This is a genomic window from Nonomuraea sp. NPDC046570 (assembly GCF_040645915.1).
GTDB lineage: Bacteria > Actinomycetota > Actinomycetes > Streptosporangiales > Streptosporangiaceae > Nonomuraea.
Window position 1 is genome coordinate 78,056 of record NZ_JBEYZF010000006.1, and the last position, 19,186, is coordinate 97,241.

Here is a 19,186-nt window from a genome sequence, read left to right on the forward strand (position 1 = left end):
AGTCAGGAGCCAACCAATGTCCCTGTCACGACGTGAACTTCTCCGCAGCGCCGTCCTCATCCCCGCCGCCGGCGCACTGGCCGCCTGCGCCACCCCCGCCGGCACCGCGCCCAGCGCCTCCGCGCCCGCGGCCGGCGTCAAGAGCGCCGCGAACCCCCTGGGCATCGCCGAGGACAAGCCGTTCGAGCTGGTGATCTTCGACGGTGGTCTCGGTGACAAGTACTTCACCGACATCCACCAGCCGGTCTTCGCCAAGAACCACGCCAAGGTGCAGATCAAGCACACGGCCACCAAGGAGATCGCCAAGACCCTGCAGCCCAGGTTCGCCGCGGGCAACCCGCCGGAGATCGTGCACAACTCCGGAGCCAACGCGATGGACCTCGGCGCGCTGGCCCAGGACGGCCAGATGTTCGACCTGACCCCGCTGCTCGATGCGCCGAGCTGGGACGACCCCAAGGTGAAGGTGCGCGACACGATCTCGGCGGCGGCGCTGGAGGTCGGCTCCTTCGACGGCAAGTTCTCCGTCCTGCCGTACACCCAGGGGGTCTACGGGATCTGGTATTCCAGGAAGGTGTTCGAGGAGAACGGCTGGCAGGCCGACCCGAAGACCTGGGACGAGTTCGTCGCCCTCTGCGAGACGATCAAGAAGTCCGGCAAGATGGCGCCGTTCACCTACGCGGGCAAGCACCCGCAGTACATGTACGAGCCGATGCTCACGCACGCCGCCAAGATCGGCGGCATCGAGGTGCTGAAGAACATCGACAACCTGGCGGACGGCGCCTGGACCCAGGAGGCGGTCATCGCCTCCGCCACCGGCTGGGCCGAAGTCGGTGCGAAGTACCTCATGCAGGGCACCGCCGGCCTGGACCACGTCCAGACGCAGACGGCGCAGAACAAGTACAAGGTCGCCATGCTGCCGTGCGGCGTCTGGCTGGAGAACGAGCAGAAGAGCAGCACGCCCGAGGGCTTCGACTACGCCGTCTTCCCGCTGCCCGACATGACCGGCTCCGACGCCATGCCGTACGGCACCGTGCACGCCAAACCGGGTGAGAACTTCTTCATCTCCGCCAAGTCCGCCAACCCGCTCGGCGGCGCCGAGTTCCTGCGCGCGATGCTCGCCAAGGAGGCTGCCAGCAAGTTCGTCCAGATGGTGAACGTGCCCTCGGTGGTCAAGGGCGCCACCGACGGCCTGCAGCTCACCCCCGGCCTGACCAGCGCCACCAAGATGCTCAGTGCCGCCGGTGACAACACCACCTTCTACCGGTTCAGAGAGTGGTACCTGCCCATGCACGACGAACTGGCCGCCGCGACCGGCCAGTTGATGAACGGCAAGCTGACCGTCGCCCAGTGGTCGGAGCGGATGAACAAGAAGGCGGCCGACCTCAAGAGCGACTCCTCGGTCAAGAAGTACTCACGCGCATGAGGTACGGCAGCGGGCGCTTCGTCTTCGGCTTCCTCGCGGCACCGGTGGCGCTCTACCTGATCTACGTGATCGCCCCGTACGCCCAGGCCTTCTACATCGCCATGACCGACTGGCGAGGGGTGACCGCGACCCCGCGGTTCATCGGCCTGGAGAACTTCCAGAGGCTGCTCGGCGACGAGATCTTCTGGAAGGCGGTCCGGCACAACGGGCTCCTGCTGCTGCTCCTGCCGGTGATCACCATCGGCCTGGCGCTGTTCTTCGCCTTCCTGCTCAACGTCGGCGGCAAGAAGGGCGTCAGCGGGATCTGGGGGTCCGGTTTCTACCGGGTGGTGTTCTTCTTCCCCCAGGTCCTCGCCGTGGCGGTCATCGCGGTGCTGTTCCAGCAGGTTTTCCGGCCCGACCAGGCCGGCATGCTGAACGGGCCGCTGATCGCGCTCGGCCTGGAACCGGTCGGCTTCCTCGACGACACCGACGTGGCGTTCTGGTCGGTCCTGGGCGTCCTGGTGTGGCAGGCGGTCGGCTTCTACGTCGTGCTGTTCTCTGCGGGCATGGCCTCGATCCCGCGTGATCTGTTCGAGGCCGCCGCCATCGACGGCGCGGGCCGCTTCTCGCTGTTCTTCCGGGTCACGCTGCCGCTGCTGTGGGACACCATCCAGGTGGGCTGGGTCTACCTCGGCATCCTCGCGCTCGACGTCTTCGCCATCGTCTGGGTGATGACGCCCGAGCACGGCGGCCCCGACTCGGCCACGACGGTGATGGCCGCGGAGATCTACCGCAACGCCTTCAGCTACTTCAAGTTCGGCTACGCCTCCGCGCTGGGGGTGGTGATGTTCCTGTTCACCGTCGGATTCACGGCCCTGGCCATGCGTCTGTCCCGCAGGGAGAGGATCGAGTTCTGATGGCCTCGGAGAGTCTGCCGTTCTCGCGGAGCGCCGCCAGGGCCGAGGGGCGGGCCCGGCTGGGCCCGCTCTGGGGACTGTCGCACCTCGCGCTCGTCGTGTGGTCCATCCTCATGATCATCCCGATCGTGTGGACGTTCCTGGCCTCGGTGAAGACCGAGAGCGAGATCTTCGGCGACGCCTGGTCGCTGCCGGAGGCGCTGCGCTTCGACAACTACGCCAGGGCCTGGGAGCAGGCGCACATCGGGCAGTACATGCTCAACAGCGTCATCGTCGTCTTCTTCAGCGTGGCCGGTACCATGCTGCTCGGCGCGATGGCCGCCTACGTGCTGGCCCGCTACCGCTTCCGCGGCAACCGGGCGATCTACCTGCTGTTCGTCTCCGGCCTGGCCTTCCCCGTCTACCTGGCGCTGACGCCGCTGTTCTTCGTGGTGCAGAACATGGGCACGATCCCGGTGATCGGGCAGTTCATCGGGCTGAACTCGCACGGCGGGCTGGTGCTCGTCTACATCGCCTACTCGCTGCCCTTCACCGTGTTCTTCCTGGCCGCCTTCTTCCGCACACTGCCCGGCGCCGTCGCCGAGGCGGCCCTCGTCGACGGCGCCTCGCACAGCCGGGTGTTCTTCCAGATCATGCTGCCGATGGCCCGGCCCGGCATCGTCAGCATCACCATCTTCAACGTGCTCGGGCAGTGGAACCAGTACCAGATCCCGCTGGTGCTGCTGGCCGGCGACCGGGAGAAGTGGGTGCTCACCCAGGGCATCGCCGACATCTCCACCGCCGCCGGCTACGACGCCGACTGGGCGGCACTGTTCGCCGCCCTCAGCATGGCGATCCTGCCCATGCTCGTCGTCTACACCCTCTTCCAGCGCCAGATCCAGGCCGGCCTCACGGCAGGCGCCCTGAAGTAGCCCAGACCACGCGACCTCACCTGGGCGGCCTGAGGTCGCGGGCGGCGGCGACCATCGTGGTCAGTGCCGCCTCGACCTGCTCGTAGGTGCGGGTCTTCAGGCCGCAGTCCGGGTTGACCCACACCCGCTCGGCCGGCAGCACCCGCAGCGCCGCCCGCAGTCCCGCCTCCACCTCGGCCGCCGCGGGCACCCGCGGCGAGTGGATGTCGTACACCCCGGGGCCGAGCCCCCGCGCGAAGCCGCCCACGGCGGGCTCGGCCAGCACCCTGGCGTGCGAGCGGGCCGACTCGATGCTGGTGACGTCGGCGTCCAGCCCGTCGATCGCGGTCAGGATCTGCTCGGCGTCCGAGTAGCACAGGTGCGTGTGGATCTGCGTGCTGTCGCCCGCCCCCGACGTGGCCCGTCGGTAGGCGGCGACCGACCACGCCAGGTACTCCCGCTGGGAGTCGCGGCGCAGCGGCATCAGTTCGCGCAGCGCGGGCTCGTCCACCTGGATGATCGAGATTCCGGCCTCCTCCAGGTCGCGCACCTCCCCGCCGATCGCGTCGGCGACCTGGAACACCACCTCCCGCAGCGGCAGGTCGTCACGGACGAACGACCAGGCGACGATGGTGACGGGACCGGTGAGCATGCCCTTCATGTGCTTGTCCGTCAGCGACTGGGCGTATCTCGCCCACTTCACGGTGATCGGCGCCGGGCGGCGGACGTCGCCGTGCAGGATGGGCGGCCTGGTGCAGCGGGAGCCGTACGACTGGACCCAGCCGTGGCGGGTGACGGCGAAGCCGTCGAGGTGCTCGGCGAAGTACTGGACCATGTCGTTGCGCTCGGGCTCGCCGTGCACCAGCACGTCCAGGCCCAGCTTCTCCTGCAGGCGGACGACCCGCTCGATCTCGGCCCTGACCCTGGCCTCGTAGGCGGGTTCGCCGAGCTCGCCCGCCACCAGCGCGGCCCTGGCCGCGCGCAGCTCGCCGGTCTGCGGGAACGACCCGATGGTCGTGGTCGGCAGCGCCGGCAGCCGCAGATGCGCGGCCTGAGCTCTGGCCCGCACCTCGTACGGGCTGCGCCTGACCTCCGCGGCAGGCTCCTCCGCTCCCTCGGACGGGGTTCCGGTCCGTTCCGGAGCCGGGGCGTGCGCGGTCCCGGGCAGCAGGGCGGCCAGTTCGACGACCTCGGCCACCTTCTGCTCGGCGAAGGCCAGCCGTTCCCGCAGCGCCGGATCCAGGTCCTCCTCGATCGTCACGTCGTAGGGCACGTGCAGCAGCGAGCACGACGTGCTCACCACCACATGCGCCGCCCGCTCCCGCAGCCCGGTCAGCGCGGCCAGCGCCTGCCGCGTGCCGGTGCGCCACACCTCGCGCCCCGACACCACGCCCGCCACGACGGTCTTGCCCTCAAGCCCGCACACGTCCTCGGCGCTCGCACCGCGCGTCAGGTCGAGGCCGATCGCCTCCACGGGCGTCCGCGCCAGCACCGGCAGCGCCTCGCCGAGATCGCCGAAGTACGACGCCACGAACAGCGCGGGCCTGCCCGCGAGCGCGCCCAGCCGCCCGTAGGCGACCTCGACCGCCGCCAGCTCCTCCGGCGTGCGGTCGGCCACCAGCGCGGGCTCGTCGAGCTGCACCCACTCCACGCCCTCGGCGGCCAGCTCGGCCAGCAGCCGTTCGTAGACCGGCAGCAGGTCGCCGAGCCGGTCGAGAGGGGCGAAACCGGGGGCGGTGCCCTGCGACAGCAGCAGGAAGGTGACCGGCCCGAGGAGGACGGGCCGGGTCGGGAAGCCGAGGTCGCGGGCCTGCCGTACCTCGGAGAGGGGCTTGGCGCAGTCGAGGGTGAACGTGGTCTCCGGGCCGATCTCGGGGACGATGTAGTGGTAGTTCGTGTCGAACCACTTGGTCATCCGCAGCGGCGGCAGCGCGTCGGTGCCCCTGGCCATCGCGAAGTAGACGTCGTCAGCGGCCCGATAGCGCTCGGGCACGGCGCCGACCAGCATCGCGGTGTCGAGCACCTGGTCGTACAGCGAGAAGGTGTTCGAGGGCAGCGCGCCCAGGCCGAGCGCGTCGAGCCGCCGCCAGGTCGCCTCGCGGATCGCCGCGCCGGCCAGGTCGAGCTCCGCGCGGGTGGAGCGGCCGTCCCAGTAGGACTCCAGCGCCCGCTTGAGCTCTCTGCGCGGGCCGATCCGCGGGTACCCGAGCACGGTGGAGGTCGGAAACTTCGTCATGGCGGGAATCCTGCACGCCGCCCGCCACCTTGAACACGATCTATTGACGCTCCTTATGCTTCGTCCATGGACCGGCTCAAGGACGTTCGCTGCTTCGCCGTCGTCGCCCGGCGCCTGAGCTTCTCGGCCGCCGCGGCCGAGATGGGCCTGTCCCAGCCCGCCGTGAGCCAGGCCGTCGCCCGCCTCGAAGGCTCCCTCGGCCTCCGGCTCTTCGAGCGCAGCAGCCGAGAGGTGCGCCTGACCGGCGCGGGCAAGGCCCTGCTCGGCCACGCCCGCGCGCTGCTCGACGCCGCCACCGCCTTCGAGGCCGAGGGGGCACGGCTGGCTCGCCCGGCCATTCGCCTCGCTTATCCACCGATCGTCGGTAGCCTGGCCGCGCGCATCGCGAGACGCCTGTCGACGCGAGGCAGGGGCACGGCGGTAGAGCTCAGGGCGGCGGGCCGCGCCGCCGCCGTCGACCTGCTGACCGGCGGCGAGGTGTCGGCCGCGATCCTCGGCGTCCCCGCCCCGGCCGCCTTCACCACCGCCGCCCGCTTCCACGTCACCCTCGACCGGCTGGCCGTACCCGCGGGCGACCGGCTCGCCCGCGCGGTCACGCCCGAGGAACTGCGGGGCCGGGAGGTCCTGATGCCGCGCAACCGGCCCGCGGGTGGCGCGTGGGAACTGCTGGCCGCCAGAGTGCCGGGGCGGCAGCGGATCGTCGCCGACGACCTCGACGACTTCGCCCCTGCGCTCGACCTGGTGGCGGCGGGCGCGGGCGTGCTGCCGGTCCCGCACCTGCTGGCCAGGACCGTGCGCCGGGACGACGTCCGCTTCGTCCCGCTGGACGGGGGAGACCTGCGCCTGTCGTACGGCCTGGCCTGGCCCAGAGACGGGGGCACGCCCGAACTGCTGGAACTGGTGCAGGCCGTACAGGAGGCGCTCTGGACCCGTTAGGGCAACGGCAGGTGCTTCAGCGCCTCGCGGCGGCTCAACCCCGAGATGCCGGTGGCCTCGACATAGCGGATCACCTCGCGCGGGCTGATCTTGGCGTACTCGCGCAACGCCCAGCCGATCGCCTTGCGGGCGAAGAAGTCGGTGTCGGACAGGCTGGGGGCGATGCACGCGTACAGCAGGGCGGTGTCGGTGCGGTCCTTGAAGGAGTTCTGACACAGGATCGACGTGCGGCGCTTCCACAGGTCGTCGTCGTGCGCCCACTCCAGCATCAGCGGCCGCATCGAGTCGGGGAAGGCCGCCAGCAGCGGCCCCACACGGTTCACCGCCACGTCATCGACCAGGTCCCACCAGGCGCCGGAGACGACCAGCTCCTCGTACATCGGGACCGTGTAGAGGGTCTGCCACTCGCGGTAGAAGCGGAAGCCCGACAGCTCGATCGCGGCGTAGCGCTCCTCGCGGTACTCCGCCTCGCGCCACAGCGTGAGCACGGCCCGGCGCCACTCGGGCGCGCCGGGGAGCCGGTTGTCGGCGAAGACCCGCTTCAGGGCGGCGCGCCGCGGCGCCGCGTGCACCCCCAGGAAGGGCATGGCCGACTTCATGTACGCCTGCATCTGCGGCGCTCTGTCCGGGTCGGCGATCTCCTCCAGCGCCGCGCGCACCGCCTTGGCGAGGCTCATCCCTTCTGGGACGTCCGCTCGCCCTTGGCCAGGCCGTCGAAGAGCACCGTGACATAGTGCTCGGCCAGGCCGCTGGTGTTGAGCCGCCCGCCGGGGCGGAACCAGCGCACGGCCACCCAGATCGTGTCGCGGATCATGCGGTAGGTCAGCTTCGGGTCCACGTCGGCGCGGAACTGCCCGGCCGCCTGGCCCGCCTTGATCTGCCTGACCCACATCTGCTCGACCTCGTCCTCGGCCTTGACGAGGTAGTTGAAGCGGTCGAACTGGCGGAGATAGTTCCAGTCGTTCTGCATCACGGTGATGGCGGCGCGGTGCGGCTCAAGGGTGCTGAAGCCGATGCGGACCATCTCCGTCAGCGCGCTGCGCGGGTCGCCGCCGGTGTCGAGGGCCGCGCGGTAGCGGGCGATCAGGTCGTCGAGGAAGGTGGAGAGCACCTCGTCGACAATCGTCTCTTTGGAGTCGAAATGGTGGTAAAGACTGCCGGAGAGGATGCCGGCCTCGTTGGCGATCTCGCGTACGGTCGTCGCCTGGAAGCCCTTGCGGGCGAAGATCTCCGCGGCGAGCTTGACGAGGTGGTCGCGGCGCTCGGAGGCCGCTCCCGACGCGGTCGCGCGCTTGGCCCGGGGCGGAGCGGCCGTGGTGCCGCCGGAGTTCTTTCGCGTGGTCACGTCCTCCATTATGACCCTTGCGCAATCGCTTGTTCGCCGATCCCGCCCTGCTCACCCGAGGTTCGGGGCATGAGCAAGCGATTGCTATGACCTTCCCGTGCCGGGGGCGCTCAGATGTGCCAGACGTCTGTGAGATCTCGCTCTCAGGTACGAAGAAGTGGAGGTCAAACCTCTAGAGAATAGTAAAGTTTCCTATTAGATTACGGTCATGCTCAAGAGCGGTGACTCATGACACGGCCTGGCCGCGACCTGCTGCGCCTGGCCGACTCCGTCCTCCTTCCAGGTTTCACAGGCAGGACGCCCCCCGACTGGCTACGCCGCCGGCTGGCCGAAGGGCTCGCGGGAGTGGTGCTGTTCTCCCGCAACATCAACGGCCCTGGCCAGGTCGCCGAACTGACCGCCGCGCTGAGAGCCGAGAGCCCCGCCGTGCTGGTCGGCGTCGACGAGGAATCGGGCGAGGTGACCCGGCTCGAAGTCGCCTCCGGCAGCAGCCGGCCCGGCAGCTACGCCCTGGGCGTCGTCGACGACGTCGAACTGACCGAGGAACTCGCCCGCGACCTCGGCAACGACCTGGCCGCGGCCGGAGTGACCATCGACTTCGCGCCCTCCGCCGACGTCAACTCCAACCCCGACAACCCGGTGATCGGCCTGCGCGCCTTCGGCGCCGAACCCGACCTGGTCGCCAGGCACGCCAGGGCGTTCGTCCGCGGCCTGCAGTCCACCGGCGTCGCCGCCTGCGTCAAGCACTTCCCCGGCCACGGCGACACCTCCGTCGACTCCCACTACGGGGTACCGCTCGTCCCCGCCGACCGGGCCGAGCTGGAGGAACTCGCCCTGCGCCCCTTCGTGGCGGCGATCGAGGAAGGGGTGCGCTCGGTCATGACCGGCCACCTCCTCGTCCCCGCCTACGACGGCGACGCCCCCGCCACCCTGAGCCCCAAGGTGCTGACCGGCCTGCTCCGCGACGAACTCGGGTTCGACGGCATGATCATCACTGACGGCATCGAGATGGCCGCCGTCTCCGGGGTGTACGGCGTGGGCGGCGCCTCGGCCATGGCCATCGCGGCGGGGGCCGACGCGATCTGCATCGGCGGCGAGCGGTCCGACGAGGCCACCGCCGCCGAAGCGCGCGACGCCATCGCGATGGCCGTAGTCGAAGGCCGGCTGCCCGAGGAGCGCCTGGCCGACGCCGCGCGACGGGTGAGCGAACTGGCCGCCTGGAGCGCCACCACCAGCCGGCGCGCGCTGTCCGCCGAACCGCCCGGCGCCGTCGAGGGCGAGATCGGCCTGATCGCGGCCCGGCGGGCGATCAGAATCACCCGCCGATCGTCCGCCCCCGTCCTGCCGCTGTCCGCGGCGCCCTCGGTGGTGGAGTTCGCGCCCGAGATGAACCTGGCCATCGACAAGGGAACCCCCTGGGGAGTGGGCGAGCCGCTGAGCAAGCGACTGCCCGGCACCAGCGTGACCAGGCTGGCGGCAGGCGAGAGCGGCGGCGCCGCCCTGGAGGAACTGCTGGCCAGAGCCGTCGGACGCCCCCTCGTCCTGGTCGCCCGCGACGCCCACCGCCACCCCTGGCAGACCCAGGCCCTCCACCACCTGCTCAGCGCCCGCCCCGACGCGGTGGTGGTGGAAATGGGCCTCCCCGAACGCACCGACCTGGGCGCGGTACACATCGCGACCTACGGCTCCGCCCGGGTCTGCGGCCAGGCGGCGGCCGAGGTGCTCACCGGCTCCCTCTGAAGCGTGGGCCGGGCAAGATCGGGGGTCCTGCCCGGCCCACCACCCTTCCCTCCCATCGCGTGGCACCGAGTGGGGGTTGCCTTGCACCTCCCATGACCCCGCAGTGGGACAGAAGAATCTTCTGATTACGCACAGCTATGCTTTGGCAACACTCCGCTATATGATCGCTGTGGCTTTGACCCACCAGGTCAAGTGCCGTCATAAGGGCAGTGTTGTGTCCAAAGGGCCCTGGGCTCGCGCTGTCCGCGAACGGTTCCCCACTGGGCAAGGAGCTGAAGTGATCAAGAAGCTGTGCGCAACCGGTGCCGTACTGGCAGCGGCGGCGGGCGTCACCTTGCTGGCAACCCCCGCCCACGCCGACACCTGGACCAGCAACTGGACCAGCAACCGAGACTCCTGGCAGTCCGGCAACAACTTCGGCAACGTCACTGCCGCGAACGCGGGCGCCACCCGCTCGACCAACGTCAACAACATCAACGGGGTCGCGACCACCGCCTCGAACGGCTCCATCTCGGTGACCTACATCTTCTACTAGACGCTCACGCCTTCCCAAGACCTTTCTCACCGCCGGCGCACGCCGCCCGGCGGTATCTCACCCGCAGATCCACTCGGAAGGAAGCATCATGTTCAAGAAGCTCTGCGTGACCGGAATCGTCGTCGCCGCCGCGGGCGCCACCCTCATGGCCACCCCCGCCCAGGCGGACACCGACACCCGCAACTCCAGCTGGAACCACGACTCCTCCCAGTCGGGCAACAACTTCGGCAACGTGGTCGCCGGCAACTTCGGCACCAGCCGCGCCACCAACGTCAACAACATCAACGGCACCGCCGTGACCACCTCGAACGGCAGCGCCGCCCGCGTAAGCGTTGACGACTAGCCTCACCCATGCGAGCCGGGTCGTCACGGACCCGGCTCGCGCCACCCCACCCAAAGCGACCCCCTTCACCCACCCTTCAAGACCTCCACCACCGCTCCTTCACCTGTATCCCTCCCCAAGAGCCCCACCCGCTCACTGAGCCTGGCTTGAGCTCCACCTGCTCACCGAGCCGACCTCCCCAGGGCTGCACCCCGCGCCTTCTGAGCCTGACCGGATCCGCACCCCGCGCTCTCTGCGCCGCCTTGATTCGCTCGGAATCTCAGTTCCCCGCACGCGCTTGTTTCGCTCGGTATTCCAAGGTCTCCACGCCATACATCCTTCGCACCAGGCCGACCTTCTTGTGTTCGGTGGGTGTCCGGGCGTGAGCCTGGCTCCTGCGCCGGATACCCCAACACCCCTCTGCCTCGCCCTACTCGACGACCTTGAAGGCATTCGCCGCCGCGCGGGACTGCTTCGCACCTGTCATCCAGTCCCTGTGCCGCTTCTCCCACCTGACCGGGCACTGTCCGCACCCAGTGCCCGCATCGGTTCACGAGAGCCGTCTCCGCCGCGAGCCATCGACCTTCGCCATGCGTGAACTGCCGGATTCCGTCTCGTGCAGGCGGGGTGCTCAAGGGGCCGGAGAAGCCCGGATGACCGCGCCCCTGTCGTCTCGGTCCACATACGCTCGGTTCAAGCGTCTGCCCGGTCGAGGTAGCGGTCTAGGAATGGGCAATCCTCACGAGCGGTTTGTTTGGGCGTAATAACTAGTATGTGTGTGGTAATAGGGTCTTTGGATGTTCAACTGTGCTTATGTGACGTTCAATGATCAGGGTGGGCACGATGACGAGCGGGAGGTCGCGCTCGACGCCTGGCGGGATGCGGGGATCGCCGGCGAGACCGTGGCCTGGGATGCCCCGGACGTGGACTGGAGCCGCTTCGACGCCGCCGTGGTGCGGTCGGTGTGGGACTACGTCGACCGGCGGGCGGAGTTCCTCGCCTGGGCGCACGAGGCGGGCGCCAGGACGAAGCTCCTGAACCCGGCCGCCGTCCTGGAACGCAACACCGACAAGATCTACCTCCGCGACCTGGGCCTCCCCATCGTCCCCACGCACTGGTCCTCGTCCGGCATCCCCACCTGGAACGAGTACGTCGTCAAGCCCACGATCTCCTCCGGCGCCCGCGACACGATCAGAACCACGGACAGGGCGCGGGCGGTGGCCCACGCGGAGGCGCTGGAGGCGGCTGGGCGGGCGCCGATGGTCCAGCCGTACCTCGACATGGTCGAGTCGGAGGGGGAGACCTCGCTGATCTACTTCAACCGCAGGTTCAGCCACGCCGTACGGCGGACCGCGATGCTCGTCCCCGGCATGACCCTCGACGACAACGCCCGCGCCGACCTGCGCGACCCGGCCCCCGACCAGTTCGAGCTGGCCGAGCGGGTGCTCGCCACGGTCCCCGAGGACCTCCTCTACGCCCGCGTCGACCTGGTACGGCTCGCCGACGGCACCCCCGCCCTCATCGAACTGGAACTCACCGAGCCCTACCTGTACCTCCACCGCGAACCCGCCGCCGCGAAGAACCTCGCGACCGCCCTCCGCGAACTGGCCTGAAACGAACTGGCCTGAAAACCAGTTGCCCACGGCGGGAAGGAATTGGTTGACTTCGAGCGATATCAGTGGACGACGACACAGAGCTAAGGGGGGATGTTGATGCCCGCGGGCCACGAGGTCGCCGTTGTGCGCCCTCGAGCGGAGCGACGTCCCCGCCGGTGTCACCGGCGAGGGTGACTCCGCCTGGCGTGACGGCGGCACAGGAGGCCCCTGTTCGTCATCACCCACCGAAAGTCCTAGTACCTTGCCCAGAATTCGCACGTCATTCCGCTGTGTCCACTGCCGGCTCGACGTCTCCATGGACGCGCCCGGCACCAAGCACCGCAACCACTGCCCGACCTGCCTGTGGTCCAGCCACCTCGACCGCACTCCCGGCGACCGCGCCGCGGACTGCTCGTCGGCGATGGCGCCGATCGCGATCCACGTACGGCAGAACGGCGAGTGGCAGATCATCCACCGATGCACCAGTTGTGGCGAGCTGGACGCCAACCGCATCGCGGGTGACGACAACCCGCTCATGCTGATGCGGCTGGCCGTGGCCCCGCTCGCCCAGCCGCCCTTCCCGATGGAATGGTTCGCCAGCCTGTGAGCGACCTCAGAGGCCGGAGATGCCGCCGTCCACGGGGATGACCGTCCCCGTCAGATAGGCCCCAGCCCTGGACGACAAGAAGATCGCCGCGCCCGCCATGTCGTCGGGCCGGCCGATCCGGCCCAGCGGCACGCTGGAGGCGATGCCCTCCCGTGTGGCCGGGTCGTCCAGGGCGAAGGCCATCATCTTCGACTCGAACGGGCCGGGCGCGATCGCGTTGACCGTGATGTGCTCGCCCGCGAGCTGTTTGGCCAGGTGCCGGGTGAGCATGTGCACCCCGGCCTTGGCCGCCGAGTAGGCGTAGTTCTCCAGGGCGGGGACCCGGATCCCGTCGATCGAGCCGATGTTGACCACGCGCGCCGGGTCGTCCGCGCTCGCGGCGGCGCGCAGGTTCGGCAGCAGCCGCTGGGTCAGGTGGAACACGCCTTTGACGTTGATGCCCCACAGCTTGTCGAAGGCGTGCTCGGGGTACTCCTCCAGCGGTGCCCCCCAGGTGGCCCCCGCGTTGTTGACGAGCACGTCGAGCCGTTCGGGCAGCGCCTCGGCCAGCGCGCCGATGCCCGCGGCCGTGGACAGGTCCGCGGGTACGGCGACGCACCCCAGCTCAGCGGCCGTCCTGGTGACCTCGGCCGCCTTGCGGGCGGAGATGTACACCGTGGCGCCGGCCTCGACGAATCCCGCCGCGATCATCCGGCCGATGCCGCGCGAGCCGCCGGTGACGACGACCGTCTTGCCTTCCACCGAGAACAGAGTCATGTTCTGGAAGCATGCCATACCGACCGGTCGGTCGCCAATTGTCCGAGTCACAGCCCAGGCAGTCGGCCATTCCTGAACAGGTCCACGAACGTCTGGTGGTCCGCGCGGGCCTGCGCGCCGTAGGAGTGCGCGAAGGCGACCAGCATCGCGACGAAGCCCTTGTGGTCGCCGTCGACCACGTCCACGATGGCCTCCTCGGTGGAGTAGTCGACCAGGTCGTGGCTGGACTCGTCGTCGGCGACAGAGTGCATCCGGGCCACCGCCCGCCCCAGGTCGCGCACGATCGACAGCAGCTCCTCCGGCTCGTTGACGTCGTCCCAGTCCAGGTCGGCGGAGTACGGCGAGACCTCGGCGACGAGCTGGCCGGCGCCGTTCAGCACCGTGTAGCCGAGCCACGGATCGGCGTAGGCCTGCAGCGCCCGCTGCGACTCGGCCGTCCGGTGCCCCTGGTGCTTGAAGTAGCCGGCCACCTTGGGGTCGTCGACGTGCCTGGCGACGGCGGGCACCTGCGCCTGCTTCATGTACAGGATGACGTCGTTCTCCAGCGCCTGGGTGTGGCCCTCCAGCAGCAGGTTGTACGACGGCAGCCCGGCCGACCCGATGCCCACGCCCTTGCGCAGCGCCACGTCCTTGATGACGTACTCGACCGGGTTCGACGGCACCGGCAGTGTCGTGAGGTACTCCTCGAAGGCGCGCACGACCGCCGCCCGGGTCTCCTCGTCGACCGGCTCGCGACCCTCCATCAGCGCGAAGCGCCGGTCGTAGTCGTCGATCGTGGTCTCCACGTCGAGCATCGCGACCCTGGTGTTCAGCCTGGCCGTCTGCAGCACCCTGTGCAGCATGCCGGTGGTGGTGTCGAGGGTCAGCGAGCCGATCGCGTCGTCGCCGCCGTGCGCGATCGCGGTCAGCTCGGTCAGGTAGGAGTGCCCGAAGTCGTTGACCAGTGTGGTGATCACCTCGTCGGACAGCGCCTTGGCGTACCCGATCAGCGCGACGCTGGCGGCGAACCGCTTCAGGTCCCAGGTGTACGGCCCGACGTACGCCTCGTCGAAGTCGTTGACGTTGAACACCAGCACGCCGGAGGCGTTCATGTAGGTGCCGAAGTTCTCCGCGTGCAGGTCACCGTGGATCCACGCCCGGCTGGTGCGCGTGTCGAGGTAAGACTCGTCGGCGAAGGCGCCGGTCATGTCGGCGTAGAAGACGCTGGCGCTGCCCCGGTAGAAGGCGAAGGGCGACTTCGCCATCTTGCGGAACTTGCGGCGGAAAGCGGCCGGATCACGCCTGATGGAGTCGCCGAACTCGGTGACCAGGACGTCGAGGATATGGGTCTCGCGCATATCCGCACATTAAGTGGCGCGCGTCGTCCCGCCTACCCCGTGACGGGTGGGAAACGTGCGACGCGTGCGCAGCACGAGCATCACCGCGACCACCACGAGCACCGCCGCCTGCCCGGCGGCGACCAGAACCGTGCCTCTGGTCAGCGGGTCACTGAGCTCGAAGCGCGAGTACGGCGCCGGCGCGAACACCATCGGCACCGCCAGGATCGCCAGAGCCGGCGGCCAGGCGACGGGCACCCGCCGCCACACGAGGCAGCCGACCCCCGCCACGATGATCGCCAACCCGGCCGGATCGGCCAAGGCCAGGGCCAGGACCGGCGCGATCCCGCCGACGCCGGCCAGCGGATAGTAGGCAGCGGCCGCGACCACCGGCACCGCGATCACCCATGCCGGCTGGTGCACGGCCCGCACGTCCCGATGGAACCCCAGCATCAGCGCCAGATACGGCACCGCCGTCATGAGCAGGACCGGCATCCAGCTCAGCGCGTCCCACTGGGCGTGCACGGAGCTGTCGGCCGCCATGACGGCGAGCGGGGGCAGTAGCGAGATCGAGGCCAGCACCTTGGCGGCCCGCACCCGGCCGGTCACCAGCGCGGCGAACGCCACGATGACCGCGAACCCCAGCAGGTCCGACACTCGCGCGGCCGTCGCCAGGACGCCTTCGGCGGCCGTTCCGGCCGGGGGCGGGTCGAGGGGGAGCGGGTTCAGCACCTCGGCGGCCAGCGTCAGCCAGCCGCGGAAGGCGAAGTAGCCGAGGCCCAGCAGCGCCGCCAGCCGGACGGCCTCGCCCCACAGGACGTATCCGGTCATCGGCCCGCCGCCGGCGAGGCGCACCCGGATCGCCAGCGCGGCCACGCTGGCCACCTCCGGCAGCGTGGGCCTGGCGTTGTGCTCGTCCACGGCCCCGGCCGAGCCCTCCAGGAAGGCGTCGACCATCTCCTCCTCGCGCTCGGCCCGGTAGGAGGCGGGCAGCAGGCGCAGCACGTGCCGGTAGCGGTCTTCCAGAAGGCTCATGCGGTCCCCCTCGCGATCGACGCGTCGCCGAACCGGGCGCTGAGGCGCTCGGTGGCGCTTCTGACATTGGCGGCCAGCCGGGCCGCTTCGGCCTGGAGCGCGCGGGCGCCCGCGTCGGTCAGCCGGTAGTAGCGGCGCAGCCGCCCCTGCTGGACCTCCTCACGGTCGAGCACCACGAGCTCGTCGGCGGCGAGGCGGTCCAGCACGCCGTAGAGCGTGCCCACTTTCATCCGCACCCGCCCACCTGACAGCTCCTCCACCTCTTGGACGATGCCGTAGCCGTGCAGCGGCCGGTCCACGAGCGCGGTGAGGACGAAGAACGCCGGTTCGGTCATGCTCATGTTCGACATCATATATCGGGAGGCATGATATGTGGTAGCTCAGGTGCTTCACGCCGACGGCGGTGGCTGGGTGGGGTCCACCGTCGGGGGCTCCTCCGTGGGGGTGGGGTCATCCGTGGGCGTGGGATCTTCCGTCGGGGTGAGGTCCTCCGTAGGGGTGGGATCCGTGGTCGGGGTGTCGGTGGGCGTCGGGCAAGAGGTGTCGGAGGGGGGCGTGCCCTCGGTGGGGGTGGGGCAGGGGGTGGCCGGGGGCTCCACCACCACGTCCTGCTGTCCCTCCGTGCCGACCGGGCGGTCCACCACGCCGCCGGTCTCCTCGCCCGTGGTCGCGTTCAGCTCGGTCAGCCGTACCGCCTGCTGCTCGTCGCCCTTCTCGACGACCGTCACCTTCTTCTTGGAGAAGCCCTTCCACTTCTTCCCCCGGTACTTCGACCCGTCGACGTCGATGTCCTCCTCGGGGGTCAGCAGCGGATTGCCGCAGTCGCACTTGACGGCGGGGGTCCCGAACCGGTCCACCAGGACGGCGGTCCCCGCTTCGAGAACCGCGTGCACCATGGTCGCCTTGCCGTTGCGGTAGCCGTGGTTCCGTACCAGGGTGTCCCGCCGCAGCACGACCGGGGTGAGACCGGAGACGTGCTCGCCGATCTCGGCCGTCGCGATGCCGACCGCCTTGGCCCACGCCTTGCCCTTGGCGGGATTGGCCCGCAGGAATCGGACGAGCTTCCCCTTGTCACAGTGCTTCCCGCGCGGCGAACCCCCGTAGAGTCCCGCGTCGTCCCCGCTCACCGTGCCGCCGCCGCCGGCGACGACCCCGGCGATCCCCCCGGCGGCGGACTGTAAGAACGGATCCTCGCCCAACTCGTCCAGCGCCAGCAGCACGATGGGTATGGCACGCAGGGCCGCGGGATTGCATCCCGTCAGGACGAGCGTGGAGACGAGCGTGAGAGCAAGCAGGCATATGAACCGCCGAGACATGGTCCCTCCCTGGGTAGGCCTTTTCTTCCGGCCAACCATGGATCAAGAAGAGAGGGATGCCATGAGTACCGCCCTACTCAATCAGGCATGGAGAGCGCGCCCTGGCGGGCGTGGGGGACCCGCCAGGACGCGCCTCCTTTCCCCGGCGCGTCGGCCCAGGACCCCGGCGAGGGATGGGGTCCTATGCCGAGGGCTCGCGCACGGAGTCGGTGGGGGAGTGAACCTCCGTGGAGGACTCCGGGTGCCGGTAGCGTTCTGCGATGCGGTGCGCCGCACCGACAGGGTCGTCCAGCGGGTGGTCGACGGCCTCTCCGTCCTCATTCCAGACGAACGACCCGTCCTTGCACCACACGGTCAACTCGGTCAGTACGGAAAGCACGGACATGCCATTGCCATTGCTCTGGTAGGTGTGGGTGAACCCCTGGCGATGCAACGCGTAACGCAGTAAACGTGTTGCCTCGCGGGGGTCGTGCCAGGGCAGGTACGGCGTACCCGCGTGGACCGGCAGCACGGCCGCTCACCCCCTCGCCGACCTTTCGATGGATTTGTACCAACGAATGGATGATGCGGCTGTCCGGGGTACGCGGTCAAGGGGTTGTGGCCTGTCAGAACCAGATCGTCTAAATTGTTGGAACAAAAGGGGTGAAAGTGGCAAGGTCGTCGCTGTACCAGCAGGTGGCTTCGGAACTTCGCAGGGCCATCTACTCCGGCGACCTCGGCCCCGGAGACCAGCTCCCCACCGAAGCGGACCTGATGGTGTCGCACGGCGTCAGCCGCAACACGGTCCGCCTGGCGCTCGGCGAGCTGGTCAACGAGGGGCTGGTGACCCGCACACCCCGGCGCGGCACGGTCGTCAGGGACCGCAGGCCGCTGCTCATGTACCCGCAGCGCGAGCTCGAACCGCAGCCGAGCGGCGAGCTTCGCGAGGCCTTCGCCTTCGCGGTCTCCCAGGAGGGCCGCGCGCCCAGCCAGAACATCGAGGTGGCGATCGTCAACCCGGTCGAGGAGATCGCCAGCCGCCTCGAACTGGCCGACGGGGAGCCGGCCGTGGTACGCCGGCGCCTGCGTTTCGTGGACGGCCAGCCCTACAACACCAACGACTCCTACTTCCCGCTGGCGCTCGTCGCGGGGTCGGAGATCACCCGGCCCGGCGACATCAACAGGGGCGCCAACCGGGTGCTGGAGGAGCTCGGCCACGCGCAGGTGCGGGTGGTCGACGACATCTGGGCGCGAATGCCGAACCAGGCCGAGGCGGAGCGCCTCCAGTTGGAGCTGGGGACGCCGGTGGTCGTCTACATCCGGGTCGGATACGACAGGTCCGACGTGCCGGTGCGCGTCGCGGTGTCGGTGCTCCCCGCCGACAAGCACTTGATCAGATACGAGCTCGAACGCCACTGATCCTGGTGGGTGCCCGGGCTCGGTTGGGGGTGATCCCGCCCGCCCGCGGGTCTGCCTAGCGGATGTCTTTCCCGTTGGGCTGTGGGGAGTTGTGCACATTCCCCCAAATCACGCTTTATGAAGAAATTTCACCATCCACTTCATGATCAGCGCCGTGTGCCATCACGTGGACACGACCCGTGTCCACTCGGCCACCCATCGCAACGAAGGGCTGAACCATGCACTCGAACACCCTGCTTCACCCGCTCACCCTGCGCCGGGCCGAGCCGGCCGACCTGCAGGGCGTGCTCGCCCTGCTCGCGGTCACCGCCGAGTGGCTCTACCGCAAGGGGGTCCGCCAGTGGCCGCGCGGCGGCTTCGGGCCCGAGCGGATCGAGCCCCTCATCGAGGAGCGGGTGCTGTACATCCTCGACGACGACCTGGCTTTCCTCACCGGCGACGCCGTACCCGTGGCCACGATCGCCCTCGACGGCCACGCCGACCCCGAGTTCTGGACCAGGGACGACGAACCTGACGCCGGACTCTACGTGCACAAGCTCGCGGTCTCCCGGACCTGGGCCGGCGCGAGTCTCGGCGACACCCTCCTCGACTGGGCCGGTACGGCGGTCGCGGCGGCAGGGCTGCGCTGGCTCAGGCTCGACTGCGCCAAGGACAACCCGGGCCTGCAGGACTACTACCGCGGCAGGGGCTTTCGGCACCTGCGCACGGTCGACCTGCCGCACCGTGCCTCGGGAGCGCTGTTCCAGCGACCCGCACGGGCTCGCACGAGCACCTCGGAGGTCACCTTCCGCGACCTGACGATTCCGGCGCTCCTTGACGCCTGACAGGGTTTGTCAG

20 protein-coding genes are annotated in these 19,186 nt (G+C 69.6%); 11 read left to right on the plus strand and 9 right to left on the minus strand.

Going from position 1 to position 19,186, the window contains the following annotated elements:
• Window positions 1-16: 16 nt before the first annotated feature.
• The 3 genes from ngcE to ABZ911_RS12240 are packed head-to-tail and all read left to right on the plus strand — an operon-like array spanning window position 17 to window position 3,233.
• On the plus strand, window positions 17-1,423 hold the full coding sequence (ngcE, locus tag ABZ911_RS12230; protein ID WP_358054580.1) for an N-acetylglucosamine/diacetylchitobiose ABC transporter substrate-binding protein: 1,407 nt from the start codon (window positions 17-19) through the stop codon (window positions 1,421-1,423).
• Window positions 1,420-2,322: a sugar ABC transporter permease gene (locus ABZ911_RS12235; protein ID WP_358054581.1), complete on the plus strand. Its 903-nt coding sequence runs from the start codon at window positions 1,420-1,422 to the stop codon at window positions 2,320-2,322. Before ngcE ends, ABZ911_RS12235 begins: the two co-directional genes overlap by 4 nt.
• Window positions 2,322-3,233: a carbohydrate ABC transporter permease gene (locus ABZ911_RS12240; protein ID WP_358054582.1), complete on the plus strand. Its 912-nt coding sequence runs from the start codon at window positions 2,322-2,324 to the stop codon at window positions 3,231-3,233. The genes ABZ911_RS12235 and ABZ911_RS12240 overlap by 1 nt, the downstream gene beginning before the upstream one ends.
• A gap of 16 nt (window positions 3,234-3,249) precedes the next feature.
• Here ABZ911_RS12240 and metE read toward each other — a convergent pair whose 3' ends face one another.
• The gene (gene metE, locus ABZ911_RS12245) at window positions 3,250-5,448 is read right to left on the minus strand and encodes a 5-methyltetrahydropteroyltriglutamate--homocysteine S-methyltransferase (protein WP_358054583.1); all 2,199 of its coding nucleotides are present in this window, start codon (window positions 5,446-5,448) and stop codon (window positions 3,250-3,252) included.
• A gap of 66 nt (window positions 5,449-5,514) precedes the next feature.
• Between metE and ABZ911_RS12250 the strand changes: the two genes are divergently transcribed.
• Entirely contained in the window at window positions 5,515-6,384 is an 870-nt protein-coding gene (locus tag ABZ911_RS12250; RefSeq protein ID WP_358054584.1) for a LysR family transcriptional regulator, read from the plus strand.
• Here ABZ911_RS12250 and ABZ911_RS12255 read toward each other — a convergent pair.
• Window positions 6,381-7,061: a DNA alkylation repair protein gene (locus ABZ911_RS12255; RefSeq protein WP_358054585.1), complete on the minus strand. Its 681-nt coding sequence runs from the start codon at window positions 7,059-7,061 to the stop codon at window positions 6,381-6,383. The two genes, ABZ911_RS12250 and ABZ911_RS12255, sit on opposite strands and share 4 nt — an antisense overlap.
• Window positions 7,058-7,729, minus strand: coding sequence for a TetR/AcrR family transcriptional regulator (locus ABZ911_RS12260; protein ID WP_358054586.1), 672 nt, complete (start codon window positions 7,727-7,729; stop codon window positions 7,058-7,060). The genes ABZ911_RS12255 and ABZ911_RS12260 overlap by 4 nt, the downstream gene beginning before the upstream one ends.
• A gap of 228 nt (window positions 7,730-7,957) precedes the next feature.
• Between ABZ911_RS12260 and ABZ911_RS12265 the strand changes: the two genes are divergently transcribed.
• The 5 genes from ABZ911_RS12265 (at window position 7,958) to ABZ911_RS12285 (ending at window position 12,528) form a co-directional block, all read left to right on the plus strand.
• The gene (locus ABZ911_RS12265; RefSeq protein ID WP_358054587.1) at window positions 7,958-9,469 is read left to right on the plus strand and encodes a glycoside hydrolase family 3 N-terminal domain-containing protein; all 1,512 of its coding nucleotides are present in this window, start codon (window positions 7,958-7,960) and stop codon (window positions 9,467-9,469) included.
• A gap of 277 nt (window positions 9,470-9,746) precedes the next feature.
• On the plus strand, window positions 9,747-10,004 hold the full coding sequence (locus ABZ911_RS12270; RefSeq protein WP_358054588.1) for a hypothetical protein: 258 nt from the start codon (window positions 9,747-9,749) through the stop codon (window positions 10,002-10,004).
• 88 nt (window positions 10,005-10,092) lie between these two features.
• Complete coding sequence (locus ABZ911_RS12275; RefSeq protein ID WP_358054589.1) at window positions 10,093-10,347, plus strand: hypothetical protein; 255 nt, start codon at window positions 10,093-10,095, stop codon at window positions 10,345-10,347.
• Window positions 10,348-11,141: 794 nt separating this feature from the next.
• Entirely contained in the window at window positions 11,142-11,939 is a 798-nt protein-coding gene (locus tag ABZ911_RS12280; RefSeq protein WP_358054590.1) for a hypothetical protein, read from the plus strand.
• A 244-nt stretch (window positions 11,940-12,183) separates the two neighbouring features.
• Window positions 12,184-12,528: an RNHCP domain-containing protein gene (locus tag ABZ911_RS12285; RefSeq protein WP_358054591.1), complete on the plus strand. Its 345-nt coding sequence runs from the start codon at window positions 12,184-12,186 to the stop codon at window positions 12,526-12,528.
• A 6-nt stretch (window positions 12,529-12,534) separates the two neighbouring features.
• On the opposite strand, the gene ABZ911_RS12290 is transcribed toward ABZ911_RS12285, so the two are convergent.
• The 6 genes from ABZ911_RS12290 to ABZ911_RS12315 form a co-directional block, all read right to left on the minus strand.
• Entirely contained in the window at window positions 12,535-13,284 is a 750-nt protein-coding gene (locus tag ABZ911_RS12290; RefSeq protein ID WP_358054592.1) for an SDR family oxidoreductase, read from the minus strand.
• Window positions 13,285-13,331: 47 nt separating this feature from the next.
• A complete protein-coding gene (locus tag ABZ911_RS12295) occupies window positions 13,332-14,621 on the minus strand; it encodes a DUF2252 domain-containing protein (RefSeq protein ID WP_358054593.1) in 1,290 nt (429 codons plus the stop codon).
• Window positions 14,622-14,630: 9 nt separating this feature from the next.
• Window positions 14,631-15,635, minus strand: a complete 1,005-nt coding sequence (locus ABZ911_RS12300) for a hypothetical protein (protein WP_358054594.1) — start codon at window positions 15,633-15,635, stop codon at window positions 14,631-14,633.
• A complete protein-coding gene (locus ABZ911_RS12305; RefSeq protein ID WP_358054595.1) occupies window positions 15,632-15,976 on the minus strand; it encodes a PadR family transcriptional regulator in 345 nt (114 codons plus the stop codon). Before ABZ911_RS12305 ends, ABZ911_RS12300 begins: the two co-directional genes overlap by 4 nt.
• A gap of 48 nt (window positions 15,977-16,024) precedes the next feature.
• Window positions 16,025-16,951, minus strand: coding sequence for a DUF6777 domain-containing protein (locus tag ABZ911_RS12310; protein WP_358054596.1), 927 nt, complete (start codon window positions 16,949-16,951; stop codon window positions 16,025-16,027).
• A gap of 181 nt (window positions 16,952-17,132) precedes the next feature.
• Window positions 17,133-17,462, minus strand: a complete 330-nt coding sequence (locus ABZ911_RS12315) for a hypothetical protein (protein ID WP_358054597.1) — start codon at window positions 17,460-17,462, stop codon at window positions 17,133-17,135.
• 137 nt (window positions 17,463-17,599) lie between these two features.
• Between ABZ911_RS12315 and ABZ911_RS12320 the strand changes: the two genes are divergently transcribed.
• Window positions 17,600-18,349: a GntR family transcriptional regulator gene (locus ABZ911_RS12320; protein WP_358054598.1), complete on the plus strand. Its 750-nt coding sequence runs from the start codon at window positions 17,600-17,602 to the stop codon at window positions 18,347-18,349.
• 218 nt (window positions 18,350-18,567) lie between these two features.
• Entirely contained in the window at window positions 18,568-19,173 is a 606-nt protein-coding gene (locus tag ABZ911_RS12325) for a GNAT family N-acetyltransferase (protein ID WP_358054599.1), read from the plus strand.
• The last annotated feature ends 13 nt before the right edge of the window (window positions 19,174-19,186 follow it).

What these genes read in the sequence shown, in the direction of transcription:
- metE (WP_358054583.1), bottom strand. Translation starts at nt 5,448, where the DNA reads ATGACGAAGTTTCCGACCTCCACCGTGCTCGGGTACCCGCGGATCGGC.
- ABZ911_RS12325 (WP_358054599.1), top strand. Translation starts at nt 18,568, where the DNA reads ATGCACTCGAACACCCTGCTTCACCCGCTCACCCTGCGCCGGGCCGAG.
- ABZ911_RS12310 (WP_358054596.1), bottom strand. Translation starts at nt 16,951, where the DNA reads ATGTCTCGGCGGTTCATATGCCTGCTTGCTCTCACGCTCGTCTCCACG.
- ABZ911_RS12250 (WP_358054584.1), top strand. Translation starts at nt 5,515, where the DNA reads ATGGACCGGCTCAAGGACGTTCGCTGCTTCGCCGTCGTCGCCCGGCGC.
- ABZ911_RS12275 (WP_358054589.1), top strand. Translation starts at nt 10,093, where the DNA reads ATGTTCAAGAAGCTCTGCGTGACCGGAATCGTCGTCGCCGCCGCGGGC.
- ABZ911_RS12235 (WP_358054581.1), top strand. Translation starts at nt 1,420, where the DNA reads ATGAGGTACGGCAGCGGGCGCTTCGTCTTCGGCTTCCTCGCGGCACCG.
- ABZ911_RS12240 (WP_358054582.1), top strand. Translation starts at nt 2,322, where the DNA reads ATGGCCTCGGAGAGTCTGCCGTTCTCGCGGAGCGCCGCCAGGGCCGAG.
- ngcE (WP_358054580.1), top strand. Translation starts at nt 17, where the DNA reads ATGTCCCTGTCACGACGTGAACTTCTCCGCAGCGCCGTCCTCATCCCC.
- ABZ911_RS12255 (WP_358054585.1), bottom strand. Translation starts at nt 7,061, where the DNA reads ATGAGCCTCGCCAAGGCGGTGCGCGCGGCGCTGGAGGAGATCGCCGAC.
- ABZ911_RS12305 (WP_358054595.1), bottom strand. Translation starts at nt 15,976, where the DNA reads ATGAGCATGACCGAACCGGCGTTCTTCGTCCTCACCGCGCTCGTGGAC.
- ABZ911_RS12290 (WP_358054592.1), bottom strand. Translation starts at nt 13,284, where the DNA reads ATGACTCTGTTCTCGGTGGAAGGCAAGACGGTCGTCGTCACCGGCGGC.
- ABZ911_RS12300 (WP_358054594.1), bottom strand. Translation starts at nt 15,635, where the DNA reads ATGAGCCTTCTGGAAGACCGCTACCGGCACGTGCTGCGCCTGCTGCCC.
- ABZ911_RS12295 (WP_358054593.1), bottom strand. Translation starts at nt 14,621, where the DNA reads ATGCGCGAGACCCATATCCTCGACGTCCTGGTCACCGAGTTCGGCGAC.
- ABZ911_RS12265 (WP_358054587.1), top strand. Translation starts at nt 7,958, where the DNA reads ATGACACGGCCTGGCCGCGACCTGCTGCGCCTGGCCGACTCCGTCCTC.